General features: G+C 38.2%; 14 protein-coding genes. 12 read left to right on the top strand and 2 right to left on the bottom strand.

The window, feature by feature from the left end:
• The 4 genes from sucD (at position 1) to ACH3O9_RS15635 (ending at position 4,655) form a co-directional block, all read left to right on the top strand.
• Positions 1-873, top strand: a complete 873-nt coding sequence (sucD, locus tag ACH3O9_RS15650; RefSeq protein WP_416442086.1) for a succinate--CoA ligase subunit alpha — start codon at positions 1-3, stop codon at positions 871-873.
• A gap of 140 nt (positions 874-1,013) precedes the next feature.
• Positions 1,014-1,760 (top strand): 3-oxoacyl-[acyl-carrier-protein] reductase, encoded by a 747-nt coding sequence (gene fabG, locus ACH3O9_RS15645; protein ID WP_416442085.1) that lies wholly within the window; start codon positions 1,014-1,016, stop codon positions 1,758-1,760.
• Between the two features lie 24 nt (positions 1,761-1,784).
• On the top strand, positions 1,785-3,815 hold the full coding sequence (locus ACH3O9_RS15640) for a vWA domain-containing protein (RefSeq protein WP_416442084.1): 2,031 nt from the start codon (positions 1,785-1,787) through the stop codon (positions 3,813-3,815).
• A gap of 21 nt (positions 3,816-3,836) precedes the next feature.
• Complete coding sequence (locus tag ACH3O9_RS15635; protein ID WP_416442083.1) at positions 3,837-4,655, top strand: prohibitin family protein; 819 nt, start codon at positions 3,837-3,839, stop codon at positions 4,653-4,655.
• A 52-nt stretch (positions 4,656-4,707) separates the two neighbouring features.
• Here ACH3O9_RS15635 and ACH3O9_RS15630 read toward each other — a convergent pair whose 3' ends face one another.
• Both ACH3O9_RS15630 and ACH3O9_RS15625 read right to left on the bottom strand, forming a co-directional pair.
• Positions 4,708-5,313, bottom strand: coding sequence for a hypothetical protein (locus ACH3O9_RS15630; protein WP_416442082.1), 606 nt, complete (start codon positions 5,311-5,313; stop codon positions 4,708-4,710).
• A gap of 8 nt (positions 5,314-5,321) precedes the next feature.
• A complete protein-coding gene (locus tag ACH3O9_RS15625) occupies positions 5,322-6,023 on the bottom strand; it encodes an OmpA family protein (protein WP_416442081.1) in 702 nt (233 codons plus the stop codon).
• A 283-nt stretch (positions 6,024-6,306) separates the two neighbouring features.
• Between ACH3O9_RS15625 and hisG the strand changes: the two genes are divergently transcribed.
• From hisG to hisF, 8 genes are all read left to right on the top strand, one after another.
• Positions 6,307-7,167 (top strand): ATP phosphoribosyltransferase, encoded by an 861-nt coding sequence (gene hisG, locus ACH3O9_RS15620; RefSeq protein WP_416442080.1) that lies wholly within the window; start codon positions 6,307-6,309, stop codon positions 7,165-7,167.
• 34 nt (positions 7,168-7,201) lie between these two features.
• On the top strand, positions 7,202-8,488 hold the full coding sequence (hisD, locus tag ACH3O9_RS15615) for a histidinol dehydrogenase (protein WP_416442079.1): 1,287 nt from the start codon (positions 7,202-7,204) through the stop codon (positions 8,486-8,488).
• Between the two features lie 51 nt (positions 8,489-8,539).
• Positions 8,540-9,649 (top strand): histidinol-phosphate transaminase, encoded by a 1,110-nt coding sequence (gene hisC / locus ACH3O9_RS15610; protein ID WP_416442078.1) that lies wholly within the window; start codon positions 8,540-8,542, stop codon positions 9,647-9,649.
• Positions 9,650-9,712: 63 nt separating this feature from the next.
• Positions 9,713-10,846 carry a bifunctional histidinol-phosphatase/imidazoleglycerol-phosphate dehydratase HisB gene (hisB, locus tag ACH3O9_RS15605; RefSeq protein WP_416442077.1) on the top strand — a complete coding sequence of 378 codons (1,134 nt, stop codon included), beginning with the start codon at positions 9,713-9,715 and terminating at the stop codon, positions 10,844-10,846.
• Positions 10,847-11,131: 285 nt separating this feature from the next.
• On the top strand, positions 11,132-11,713 hold the full coding sequence (hisH, locus tag ACH3O9_RS15600) for an imidazole glycerol phosphate synthase subunit HisH (RefSeq protein WP_416442076.1): 582 nt from the start codon (positions 11,132-11,134) through the stop codon (positions 11,711-11,713).
• Between the two features lie 237 nt (positions 11,714-11,950).
• Positions 11,951-12,700, top strand: a complete 750-nt coding sequence (gene hisA / locus ACH3O9_RS15595; RefSeq protein WP_416442075.1) for a 1-(5-phosphoribosyl)-5-[(5-phosphoribosylamino)methylideneamino]imidazole-4-carboxamide isomerase — start codon at positions 11,951-11,953, stop codon at positions 12,698-12,700.
• Positions 12,700-13,212: a DinB family protein gene (locus ACH3O9_RS15590; RefSeq protein ID WP_416442074.1), complete on the top strand. Its 513-nt coding sequence runs from the start codon at positions 12,700-12,702 to the stop codon at positions 13,210-13,212. The genes hisA and ACH3O9_RS15590 overlap by 1 nt, the downstream gene beginning before the upstream one ends.
• Positions 13,213-13,968 (top strand): imidazole glycerol phosphate synthase subunit HisF, encoded by a 756-nt coding sequence (gene hisF / locus ACH3O9_RS15585; protein ID WP_416442073.1) that lies wholly within the window; start codon positions 13,213-13,215, stop codon positions 13,966-13,968. It abuts the gene before it with no gap.
• Positions 13,969-14,033: the final 65 nt, after the last annotated feature.

Genomic DNA, 14,033 nt, shown 5'->3' with positions numbered 1-14,033 from the left:
ATGAGCGTTTTAGTAAATAAAGATTCCAAAATAATAGTTCAAGGTTTCACAGGAAGTGAAGGTACTTTTCACGCCGGTCAAATGATTGAATACGGTACTAACGTAGTAGGTGGTGTAACTCCTGGTAAAGGTGGGCAAACTCATCTGGATAAGCCGGTATTTAATACTGTTGAAGAAGCGGTAAAAGAAACCGGGGCAGATGTTTCTATTATTTTCGTTCCTCCGGCATTTGCTGCAGATGCGATTATGGAATCTGCAGACGCTGGTATTAAAGTTATTATTACAATTACAGAAGGTATTCCCGTAGCAGATATGATTAAAGCTGCGCACTATATTAAAGACAGAGATTGTAGACTAATAGGTCCTAACTGTCCTGGCGTAATAACTCCCGGTGAAGCGAAAGTAGGTATCATGCCTGGTTTTGTATTTAAGAAAGGGAAAGTAGGTATTGTTTCAAAATCAGGAACATTAACTTATGAGGCAGCAGATCAGGTGGTAAAACAAGGTCTGGGCATTACTACTGCAATAGGTATTGGTGGTGATCCTATCATTGGTACAACTACTAAAGAAGCAGTAGAATTACTAATTAATGATCCGGAAACAGAAGCCGTTGTTATGATAGGCGAGATAGGTGGTCAACTTGAGGCAGATGCTGCGCGCTGGATCAAAGAAAGCGGCACAACTAAACCTGTTATTGGTTTTATTGCTGGTGAAACTGCTCCTGCTGGTAGAACAATGGGTCATGCCGGCGCAATTGTAGGTGGCAGTGATGACACCGCTCAGGCGAAAAAAGCTATTCTTAGAGAATGTGGTGTACACGTTGTTGATTCACCTGCAGAAATAGGAAAAAAGGTGGCTGAAGTTTTAGGCTAATCTTTATTATATTTAAAATAGAAAAGCGGATCTAAACATCCGCTTTTTCTATTTCAAATTGAATGTAACCGTAGCGCTGTCAATTAGGGTTTCGTTATATTTGAAAAAACATACACACAAAAATCATCAATTACTAGAATATGAAAATTCTTGAAGGTAAAAATGTAATTATTACTGGTGCAAGCCGTGGTATAGGAAAAGGTATTGCAGAAGTTTTTGCTAAAAATGGAGCTAATGTTGCTTTTACATACAGCTCATCTGCAGGTCCTGCAGAAGAACTGGAGAAAGAATTAACACAATTAGGTGTTAAAGCTAAAGCTTATCAATCTAACGCTGCTTCTTATGAAGAAGCTCAGCTATTGGTTGCAAGTGTATTAGAAGATTTTAGTAGTATTGATGTTTTGGTAAACAATGCGGGTATTACAAAAGATAACCTGCTAATGAGAATGAGTGAAGAAGATTTTGATCAGGTTCTTAATGTAAACCTCAAATCTATCTTTAATATGACTAAGGCCGTACAGCGTACTATGTTAAAACAACGTAAGGGCAGCATTATCAATATGAGTTCTGTAGTTGGTGTTAAAGGAAATGCAGGGCAGGCTAATTATGCGGCTTCTAAGGCTGGTATAATTGGTTTTTCTAAATCTATGGCTTTAGAATTAGGTTCAAGAAATATACGTACTAATGTGGTTGCACCTGGTTTTATTGAAACTGAGATGACAGCAAAATTAGACGAGAAAACGGTTGCTGGCTGGAGAGATGCTATTCCGCTAAAAAGAGGTGGTAAGCCGGAAGATATAGCAAATGCCTGCGTATTTTTAGCAAGTGATATGAGTGATTATATTACAGGTCAGGTTCTACAGGTAGACGGCGGAATGCTAACCTAATTTTTCCCTTAAATAAGCGATTTTATGGCCAAAAATACCGTTATTCTTATTATTCTTTCCGGAATAATAGCGTTAGGTATTGCGGCCTATCAATATTTTTATAAAACTAAAAACAGGAATAAGTATAATTATATATTTTTTCTGCTCCGTTTTGTGACAATATTTGCAGTCTTGCTGCTTATTATAAATCCTACTTTCAAAAACAGAAGCTACACAATTGTAAAGCCCGTTCTTGCTCTTGCCGTAGATAATTCATCTTCTATTGCAAATTTAGATTTTACTGAAAAGGTCAAAAACAGTTTTAATGTCTTACAAAATAGTCGCTTGAGCGATCGTTTTGATATTGATCTGTATACTTTTGGAGAAAGAACTTCATCATTAGATTCTTTAACTTTTGATCAGGGTCAGAGTAACATAGCTCAGGTTTTTCAAACCTTTAATAATGTCTATAAATCATCGACTTATGCGCCTTTACTTATCACAGACGGGAATGCAAATATAGGCGCAGACTACGCCTATGTTGCTGATGAATTAAATACACCTATTTATTTTTTGGCTGCAGGAGATACTACTACTTATGATGACCTCAGTATAGACCGTATAAATGTTAATAGATATGCATATCTTAAAAATGAATTTCCGGTTGAAGTATTAAGTAGTTATGAGGGAAGCCAAACTGTAGAAACACAATTTCTCATCAAATTATCAGGGCGAATTGTTCACAGGGAAAAGGTGAATTTTAGTCCTCAAAATAAATCTCACATTTTTAAAACCTTTCTACCGGCAAGCGCGATCGGCGTTCAGCAATATACTGCTGAACTTTCGCCAATAAATACTGAAAAAAACACAGTAAATAATGCCAAGAATTTTGCTGTTGATGTAATTGATCAAAATACAAAAATTCTTATTGTGTATTCTGTTCTTCATCCTGATCTGGGGGCTTTACAAAAATCAATAGAAAGCAATCAACTTAGAAAAGTAGATTTAATAAAAACCCCCATAGACGCGTCTGTTATCAATGATTATGATTTTGTGATCCTTTATCAGCCAGATAGCGCCTTCAAAAATGTCTTTGCTGAATTACAGAAATTAGAAAAGAACAGTTTTATAATTGCAGGACCTGAAACTGATCTCACTTTTGTGAATGAAAATCAGAACTCATTCAGTCAAAATGCAATTGAAGAATCTGATGAAGCTCAACCTTTATTGAATTCTAATTTTACTGCTTTTCTGCTTGACGATATTGGCTTTTCAGATTTTCCTCCTTTAAATGCTAATTTTGGAGATATTTCTTTGAAATCAATTAACGAAGTAGCACTTTATCAAAATATAAATGGAGTAAATACCTCTAAACCGCTCCTTGCATTGGGCGAAGAAAATGGTGTTAGGCATATTGCTCTTTTTGGAAGTGGAATCTGGAAATGGAGGGCTAAAAATTATATTGAGACTAAAAGCTTTGAAGGTTTTGATAACTTCATTGATAAACTCATTCAATATGGCGCTTCTAAAGAAAAGCGCTCGCGTCTTCAAATTAATTATGAATCATTTTATTATGGTGGCAGTCAAATAACATTGCAAGCTCAATTATTTGATAAAAACTATGTATTTGATAACAGAGGTTCTCTCAATATAAGAATAGAGAATACTCAAAGCAAACAAACATATGAAGCTCCCTTTCTCGTAAAAGGAAATAGGTTTGAGGTTAATCTAAGAAATTTAGATCCCGGTACATATCAATTTACAGTTTATACAAATGACGAGCCTCTCAATAAAAGTGGTTCTTTTACAATTATAGATTACAATATTGAAAATCAAAATTTTAATGCAGACTGGAAAAAAATAGAACGTATTGCACAGGAAACCGAGGGCAGCTCATTTACTATAGGTAACGAGTCAGAACTTATTGCAACACTCATGAACGATGACCGGCATATACCCATCCAGAAGAGTAGTGAAAAAACCGTACCTTTAATCGATTTCAGAATTCTACTATTCATAATTGCTGCTTCTCTTGCGGCAGAATGGTTCATTAGAAAATATAACGGACTCATATAAATCTAAATTAAATATATAACTATGGATAAATTACCTAAGGCAGGTTTGCCTATTATAATAGGTGCAATTATTTTAATAATCATTTTTGCAAAGTCTGCAATTACAATTGATTCTGGTGAAGCCGGTGTTTTGTACCGAACTTTTGGAGGGGGTGTAGTGACTGATGAACCTCCACTTACAGAAGGCTTTCATCTTGTTGCACCCTGGAATAAAGTATTTATTTACGAAGTGCGCAGACAGGAGCTTTTTGAAAAAATGAATGTTCTTTCATCTAATGGTTTAGATATAAAATTAGATGCATCTATCTGGTATCAACCCGACGCAAAAGATTTGGGTAAACTTCACCAGGAAATAGGTGAGGACTATGTAGACAGGATTTTATTACCAACCGTTCGTTCTGCTGCGCGTTCTGTGGTAGGTAGATATACACCAGAGCAGTTGTACTCTTCTAAACGTGATGCTATACAGGCAGAAATTTATGAGGAAACAAGGAAGATCATTAAAAATCAATATATAATTCTTGACGAGGTACTTGTGCGTGATGTGACTTTGCCACCTACAATTAAGACCGCTATTGAGCGAAAATTAAAGCAGGAGCAGGAATCGCTTGAGTATGAATTTAGACTGGTTTCAGCACAGAAAGAAGCGCAAAGACAGATCATTCAGGCGCAGGGTAAATCTGATGCTAACCGTATTTTAAGTCAGTCATTAAATGATCAGATTCTAAAAGATAAAGGTATTGAAGCAACGCTAGAGCTGGCTAAGTCGCCTAATTCTAAAGTTGTGGTGATAGGTGCTGGCGATAGCGGACTCCCATTAATACTTGGTGGAAACAACTAAAAATCGGGTAATTCTATAAAAAAATGGCCGATATTAATCGGCCATTTTTTTATTACGCTCTTCTCATAGAAGCTTTAAAACTATCATCTGCTAAGCCGCTTTTTTTTTGCTGCTGCAGATGTTTCGCTTTAGCTACCCATTGATCATTTTTAATTCTGTCTGGAAAGAATTTGATGAGCTCTGTTACGATCTCAATATCCTTATCATTAAATTTACTTATCTGTGAATAAGTAAATATGCCAATATCATTCAATTTTTCTTCGGTATAGGGACCTATACCTACAATCTTTTGAAGATTATCTGCGTTTTCTTCTGCAGCATAACCTAATCTGTCAAAATCCAAATATAACCCGTCATTATCTGTGGGCTTTTCCAGAACTTGTTGAGAGAATGCTTTTTTATGAAGATTGAGATCAAAATCATTATCTTCAGTTTCAGCAAGAGGTTCTCTTTCATTTCTGCTGCTTATCTGTGTGCTTGCTCTTACCGTTTTAGATTGAGTAGATAAATTTCGCTGCAAAGCTGCAACTTTCTTAATATATTTAGAACGGTGAAAATAATAAGCAAAAGTGTATCCTATAATAAAGGAAACAAGCATTAGTGTAAAAACCTCGATGTAGGCTATAGGTATAGTAATCGTATCTACTTTATCCTGCATGTGTTAGGTTATTCTATTATTACTTCTATTCTGTTGTTTTTTGATCGATGAGCTTTGGTATCATTATTAAAGAGAGGTTCTGTTTCTCCTTTAGATATAGCGCTAACTCGGTCTTCATCTAGACCCATTCGGGTTGTAAGGTACCATTTTATTTGTCTGGCTCGTTCTAAGGCTATAAGATAGTTATCAACATCGTTACCCACATTATCTGTATGTCCCACTATTATTAGTTGATAATCAGTATGTGTGTCTAGTTTTTCTTTGATCGAATTGGCATACTGTTGCAGCTTTTTATCCATCACCAGACCACCATTAGAATAACGAGGATAAATAATATCTCCTCTGGGTGATTTTACCCTTTGCGGAACCGATTTTTCTGCCTTTTCAACCGGTTTTTTATTATAATGATCTTTTAATGAGCTATTTAGTTCATCAAAAAGGAGTGAGTTTTCTGTGTAAACTTCGGTTTGCAACGTATCAATATCATTTAAATGGTCATCTATGTATGACGTTTCATGTATAGTGTCTGCAATAGTTTCAGCATTTTCAAATTGAGCATCATTCTGATCGTTGTCGGCATCGCTTATCCCAGGGCTCGATTGAGATTTTAAGCTTTCATCACCTACAAAAGCATTTGTAGAATATAGAAAGAAAATACCAATGCCTGCCCAAAATAGAAATATGACAAATGCTTTTGAAAAGTTCCTCATTACGATTAACGACACTAAATATCGATTAATCGACAAAAATAACTAATTAACCGGTATCCTTAAATTTTTGCTAAAAAATCTTCAAACTTATTTATCTGCTGAGATATTTTAATTAAGTTTGCTCAACAATGGAAAACAAAAAATTTCATCACCATCATTTTTATACTTGCACTCAGGCGAGGTAAAAATGTTATGTTGAAATTAAACAAAATAACAAAAACCCGTTTGAGCTTCTCAAACGGGTTTTCTGTTTTTGGGCAGCTCAGGCATAACCAACAAAAAAATGACAAAAAAAATTAGGATTGCTATTCAAAAATCGGGGAGACTTAATGAAGATTCCCTGCAAATATTAAAAGACTGTGGAATTTCTATAGATAATGGTCGCGACCAACTCAAAGCTAGTGCTGGCAATTTTCCGCTTGAGGTTTTTTATCTGCGAAATGGTGATATTCCTCAATATTTGCGTGACGGTGTCGTAGATATCGCTATTATCGGTGAAAATGTATTGATTGAAAAAGGGGAAGATATCAGCATTGCACAGAAGCTGGGTTTTTCAAAATGCAAGGTTTCCTTAGCTATTCCTAAAGGAAAAAAATACGAGTCTGTAAAAGATTTTGAAGGTAAACGCATCGCCACTTCTTACCCTAATACGGTACTCAGATATCTTGAAGAAAAAGGGGTGACTGCCGATTTACACATCATTACAGGTTCTGTAGAAATAGCACCTAATATTGGCTTGGCAGATGCCATTTGCGATATTGTTTCCAGCGGTAGCACCTTGTTTAAAAACAATTTAAAAGAAGTTGAAGTCATGCTTACTTCAGAGGCCGTGCTTGCAGTTTCTCCGGAGATTGATAAAGAGCGTGAAGCTATACTGGAGAAACTTTTATTCAGAATTAAAGCTGTTCTTAAAGGGCGAGATTTTAAGTATGTTTTGCTCAATGCTCCAAATGACAAAGTTGACGAAATCATAAAAATGCTTCCGGGAATGAAAAGTCCTACCGTGTTACCTTTGGCAGAAGAGGGTTGGAGCAGTGTACACTCAGTTGTCGATAAAAACCAGTTCTGGGATGTGATCGATAAACTTAAAGCAGCTGGAGCACAAGGAATTTTGGTAAGCGCTATCGAGAAAATGGTAATCTAAGTGAGATTTCGCTCTGGCGAAAAATGTATTTAAAATGAATAAAATCGTAAATCCAAGGCGGGATTCCTGGGCCGAAATTTTAAAACGGCCTACCCAAACCGTGCAGGATATAGAAGGTATTGTAGCCGAGGTTTTCGACGCTATCAAACAAAATGGTGATCTGGCTATTGCCGAATATACTCAGCGTTTTGATGGAGTAAAGTTAGATTCAAACATCGTAAGTGAGGAAGAATTCGCTTCCGTGAAAGCGCTTTTAAGTGAGGATTTGCAGCAAGCGATACAACTGGCTAAAGGAAATATCGAAAAATTTCACGCTGCACAACGCACAGAAAAAGTAGTTGTAAAAACGACAAATGGCGTAGACTGCTGGCAGGAAAAACGCCCAATCGAAAAAGTGGGTCTGTACATTCCCGGCGGCACAGCACCTTTGTTTTCTACGATTTTAATGTTAGCAATACCTGCAAAACTCGCGGGTTGTAAAGAAATTGTACTCTGTACGCCACCTGACAAAGAAGGAAAAATAAATCCCGCGATCCTCTACACCGCCCAGCTTTGTGGGGTTACGCGCATGTTTAAAATAGGTGGTATTCAGGCGATTGGAGCAATGACGTTTGGCACCGAAACCGTACCTAAAGTGTATAAAATTTTTGGTCCGGGGAATCAATTTGTCACGGTTGCCAAGCAAATGGCGACCAAATTTAACGTGAGCATCGATATGCCGGCGGGACCTTCAGAATTGCTCATCGTGGCTGATGATACGGCTAATGCTTCTTTTGTGGCTTCCGACTTGCTAAGTCAGGCAGAACACGGTGTTGATAGCCAAGTGATTTTGGTTTCAACTTCAAAAAAATTAATAGAAAAAGTTGAACAAGAAATCGAACAACAATTAATCGAGCTTCCGCGAAAAGCAATTGCCGAAAAATCAATTGCCAACAGCAAGCTGATTTATGTAGAAGATGATGAGATCGCTTTAGCATTGATCAATGAGTACGGACCGGAACATTTTATCGTTTGCACGCAGGATACCGATTTTTATGTAGAGAATATCCAAAATGCAGGTTCGGTTTTTATTGGGAATTACACACCGGAAAGCGCTGGGGATTACGCTTCCGGAACCAATCATACCCTACCTACAAACGGCTATGCCAAGCAATACAGCGGGGTGAATCTGGATAGTTTTTTAAAAAGTATGACCTTTCAGAAAATTTCGCCACAAGGCATACAAAATATAGGCCGCGCGATTGAATTAATGGCCGAAGCCGAGGGTTTACAGGCGCATAAAAATGCGGTAAGCTTGCGCTTAAAAGAAATCAATAATTAAATAAAGCGACGTCATGCTGAACTTGTTTCAGCGTCACATAAATCCAGATCCATGAAGGGAGAAGAAACAAAACCAAAAAGCGAAAAATTCCCTTTCTCCAATGGGGAGAGGGTTAGGGAGAGGGGCTTTAACATAAACAAGCTGGTGCGCGAGAATGTCTCACGCATGAAACCTTATTCTTCGGCGCGAGATGAGTTCACCGATTTTGAAGCGGAAATGGTTTTTCTCGATGCTAATGAAAATCCGTTTAATACTAGTGTAAACCGCTATCCCGATCCGCATCAGGTGACTTTAAAGCAGCATTTATCGTCTATAAAACGGGTTCCTGCGGATCAGATTTTATTTGGTAATGGCAGTGATGAAGTATTGGATTTGATTTATCGGGCGTTTTGTGAACCTAAAGTAGACAATGTGATCACTTTGCCACCCACCTACGGAATGTACAAAGTGCTAGCCGAGACCAATGCAGTCGAAAACCGGGAAGTGTTGCTGGATGCCGATTTTCAGCCGGATGTGGATAACATAATCCAGGCGATGGATTCCCGCTCCAAATTGCTGTTTCTGTGTTCTCCTAATAATCCCACAGCCAATTCTTTTGATGCAAAAAAAGTAGAATATTTACTCGAAAATTTCCCCGGTTTGGTCATTATTGACGAAGCCTATATAGATTTCGCTCCAGGCGAAAGTTGGTCATCAGAACTGCACAATTATCCTAATTTAATCGTGACTCAGACCTTATCAAAAGCCTACGGAATGGCCGGGATTCGATTAGGGATTGCTTTTGCTTCCGAAGAAATTATCGCTGTTTTAAATAAGATTAAACCGCCATATAACGTCAACGAATTAACTCAAAAAAGAGCTTTAGAACGTATTTTAAATCAGGAAAGCGTTAATGCTGAAATAAGCTCAATTTTAGAGGAAAGAAGTGTTTTATCTAAAGCTTTACTTCAGGTATATTTCGTAGAGAAACTATATCCTTCTGACGCCAATTTTCTGCTGGCTAAAGTAGATGATGCAGATAAAAGGTATATGGAATTAATCGCTAAAGGAATTGTAGTGAGAAACCGAAGCACCCAGCCACTTTGTGAAAATACTTTGCGCTTTACAGTGGGTACCGAAGAAGAAAATAAAAAACTGATTCAGGCTTTAAACGAAATTTAAAACATGTTGAAGAAGTGAGCTGTCTAAATTGCTTAACCTTCGAATATTGAAGAAGATTATAATATGAAAAAAGTATTATTTATAGACCGCGACGGGACGATCATCAAGGAAACGGTTGACGAGCAGATCGATGCTTTTGAGAAGATGGTTTTTTACCCCAAAGCGTTTACTTATTTGGGGAAGATTGCCCAAGAACTCGATTACGAACTCGTCATGATCACCAATCAGGATGGTTTGGGAACCGATGTTTTTCCGGAAGAAACCTTCTGGCCGGTCCACAATTTCATCTTGAAATCCTTTGAAAACGAAGGGGTAGTTTTTGATGCGGTATACCTTGATAGAACTTTTCCTGAAGATAATGCACCAACGCGTAAGCCGGGAACCGGATTGCTTACTTCTTATTTTTCAGAAGACTATGATTTGGAAAACTCTTTTGTAATTGGGGATCGCTTAACCGACATGGAACTGGCTAAAAATCTGGGTTCAAAAGGAATTTTTATCAATGATGAAACGCATTTGGGAACCGAAGAAATTACAGTAAAACGAGACGCCCTTGATGATTTTATCGCTTTAGAAAGCAACGACTGGCAAACCATTTATGAGTTTCTTAAACTGAAAAACAGAACAGCTTCTATCAGTCGGAAAACAAACGAAACAAACATAGAAATCGACCTAAACCTCGATGGAACCGGGAAAAGTGATATAAAAACCGGACTTGCTTTTTTTGATCATATGCTCGATCAACTGGCTCGTCACGGGGCGATGGATTTAAAAATTCATGTAGATGGTGATCTCGAAGTTGATGAGCACCATACCATAGAAGACACGGCGATTGCTTTGGGTGAAGTTTTCGGGAAGGCGCTGGGAAATAAAATGGGCATCGAGCGTTACGGATTTTGCCTGCCTATGGACGATTGCCTGGCGCAGGTGGCTATTGATTTTGGCGGCCGTAACTGGCTGGTTTGGGAAGCCGATTTTAAACGGGAGAAAATAGGAGAGATGCCTACCGAAATGTTTTACCATTTCTTTAAATCCTTTACCGATGGCGCTAAAGCAAATCTGAATGTAAAAGCAGAAGGAACTAACGAACATCACAAAATTGAAGCGATTTTTAAAGCTTTGGCGAAAGCAATAAAAGCCGCCGTAAAACGAGACGCAGAAAAAATGATACTGCCTTCAACTAAAGGAATGTTGTAAAGACCTGCAAGGTTTTCAAAACCTTGTAGGTCTAAATGAGGAACCTTGTAGGTCTTAATTTGAAAACGAAAAGTGAAAAATTAAACCTGTGATAATAATTAAGATAGTAGAAAAGCGTCATTCCGAATTTATTTCGGAATCGCATTAAGTGAAGGTAATGAGAACCTGAAACAACACTTCTACAAGCTCAGTGGGACAATTCAGGTTGACGACTTAAAATGGACCAGGCCTGCAGGGTTTTCAAAACCCTGCAGGTCTAAAAAGCCAGAATAAAGAGAGGAAGAAATGAAATTAGTAATTATAAATTACGGAGCAGGAAATATTCAAAGTTTAAAATTTGCGTTTAAGCGATTGGGTGTAAATGCTATATTATCAGATGATCCAGAAGAAATACAAAACGCTGATAAAGTGATTTTTCCGGGAGTGGGAGAGGCGAGTAGTGCCATGGAAAAATTACGACACACAGGACTTGATGAAATTATTCCCACCTTAAAACAACCGGTTTTGGGGATTTGTCTGGGGATGCAGTTGATGTGTAATTCTTCTACGGAAGGAAATACGAAAGGCTTGGGGATTTTTGATGTAGATGTGGTTAAATTTTCCAATAAAGTAAAAGTTCCGCAGATAGGATGGAATCAGATTTCTGCTCTTAAAAGTCCGTTATTTACCGGTATTCCGGAATATTCCTATATGTATCTCGTCCATAGCTTTTATGCACCCGCTTGTGTGGAAGCTATTGCCACGACGCATTACGAAATGGATTATGCTTCGGCCTTGCAAAAGGATAATTTTTACGGTGTGCAATTTCACCCCGAAAAAAGCAGCACCGCCGGCGAACAAATGTTGAAGAATTTTTTAGAATTATAGTGAAAATAAAGCGTCATGCTGAATTTAGTTCAGCATCACAAAAAGAAAGATGAGGCTCTGAAACAATCCCGAAAATTTTCGGAACAGAGTGATGAAGATATATTAGAGTTTTATTAATTCCCAGCCTTAGCAAGGAGGGGTGGCCCAATTTGTTGGGTCGGGGTGGTAAAACCCCTCTTCTCCTTTGGAGGATCCTCCCCTTAACAAGGGGAGAAGCTTGAATAAAGAATAAAAATTATGAGAATAATTCCTGCTATAGATATTATTGACGGTAAGTGCGTTCGGCTTTCTAAAGGCGATTACAATACCAAAAAGATTTATAACGAGAATCCGCTGGAGATTGCCAAGTCTTTTGAGGCACATGGGATAGAATATCTGCACTTGGTTGATCTGGATGGGGCTAAAAGTAAGCACATTGTAAACCATAAAATTTTGGAACAAATCGCATCACAAACTTCGCTTAAGATAGATTTTGGTGGCGGTTTAAAATCTGATGAAGATTTGCGTATCGCTTTTGAAAGTGGTGCAAAACAAATTACCGGCGGGAGCATTGCGGTAAAAGACAGGGACATATTTCTGGGTTGGCTGGAGCAATTTGGCTACGAAAAGATAATCCTGGGAGCCGACGCGAAAGATGAAAAAGTTGCTGTTTCCGGATGGATGGAAGAATCTAATGAAGAACTGATACCTTTTATTCAGGGATACCGGGAAAAAGGCGTGAGTTATGTAATTTGCACCGACATTAGTAAAGACGGCATGCTAGAAGGCCCTGCCTTTGAATTGTATCAAAAAATTATTTTAAACTGTCAGGCTGAGCCTGCTGCAGCTAAGAATAAATTAAAACTAATCGCTTCCGGGGGAATTTCCCATTTCGACGAATTGCCTAGACTGGCGGAAATAGGATGCGAAGGCACGATAATTGGGAAAGCGATCTATGAGGGGCGAATTTCGCTTAAGCAATTGGAAAATTTTATAATTCAATCTTGATGGAAACAGAACTGATCTCAGCATTTAAAGAAAGTACCCTATATCGCATTGACGAAAGTACGCGCATGATTCAGATTGCCATGGGAAAGATCAGTGAAGAGCAGGTTTGGTTAAGACCCAATGCTAAGTCTAACAGTATAGGGAATATCATCCTACATTTATGCGGAAACATTGGCCAATACGCTATTTCCTCGCTGGGAAGGTTACCGGATACTCGCAAACGCGATGCAGAATTTGAAGTTTCCGAAGGGGTAACTAAGGAAGAATTGCTTCAAAAACTGGTGAAAATCGTAGAAAAAGCCAAAGAAATCATACAAAATCTCCCTGCAGATGAATTTATTCGCATGCGACAAGTTCAGGCTTATGAATTTACAGGAATAGGAGTAATAACACATGTGGTGGAACATTATTCTTACCACACCGGGCAGATTGCCTTCTGGGTAAAACTGCTAACAGAACAGGATTTAGGCTTTTATGACGGAGTAGAATTAACGAAAAAAAACAAAGAGTAAATGCTTACAAAACGTATCATACCATGTCTGGATATCAAAAACGGGCGTACCGTAAAAGGCGTTAATTTTATCGATTTACGGGACGCCGGAGATCCGGTTGAACTGGCTGCAAAATACGCTGAAACCGGAGCTGACGAACTCGTTTTTCTGGATATTTCGGCAACCGAAGAAAAGCGTAAAACTTTAGCAGATATGGTGTTACGTGTGGCAGAAAAAATAAATATTCCCTTTACCGTGGGCGGTGGGATTTCCTCGGTTGAAGATGTAGATATTTTATTGCAAAACGGAGCTGATAAAGTTTCTATCAATTCGTCTGCGGTTAAAAATCCGCAGTTGATCAATGAGCTCGCGGCAAAATTCGGTTCACAATGTGTTGTGGTTGCGATTGATGCCAAACAAATCAACGATCAATGGAAAGTGCATCTGGTAGGAGGAAAAGTCCCCACCGAACTGGATTTGTTTGAATGGGCGCAGGAAGTGGAAGCGCGAGGTGCAGGGGAAATTCTGTTTACCTCTATGGATCATGACGGCACCAAAGACGGTTTTGCCAATGAAGCCCTGGCCAAACTGGATGAACTGCTAAATATCCCAATAATCGCTTCCGGTGGAGCCGGGAATATGCAGCATTTTGCCGACACTTTTACAGCAGGAAAAGCAGATGCAGCACTGGCAGCCAGTGTTTTTCATTTTCATGAAATTGACATCCCGGATCTGAAAAAAGAGTTGCAGAATAAAGGAATTTCGGTAAGGATTTAAATTTCTTAAAAAAATAATCATTATGACTGATGATGAAAAAGAAGATTTAGGATTATTAATCCTTA

It is taken from the genome of Leeuwenhoekiella sp. A16 (genome assembly GCF_047946675.1).
Taxonomy (GTDB): Bacteria; Bacteroidota; Bacteroidia; order Flavobacteriales; family Flavobacteriaceae; genus Leeuwenhoekiella.
This window is presented reverse-complemented; position numbering and strand designations above follow the sequence as displayed.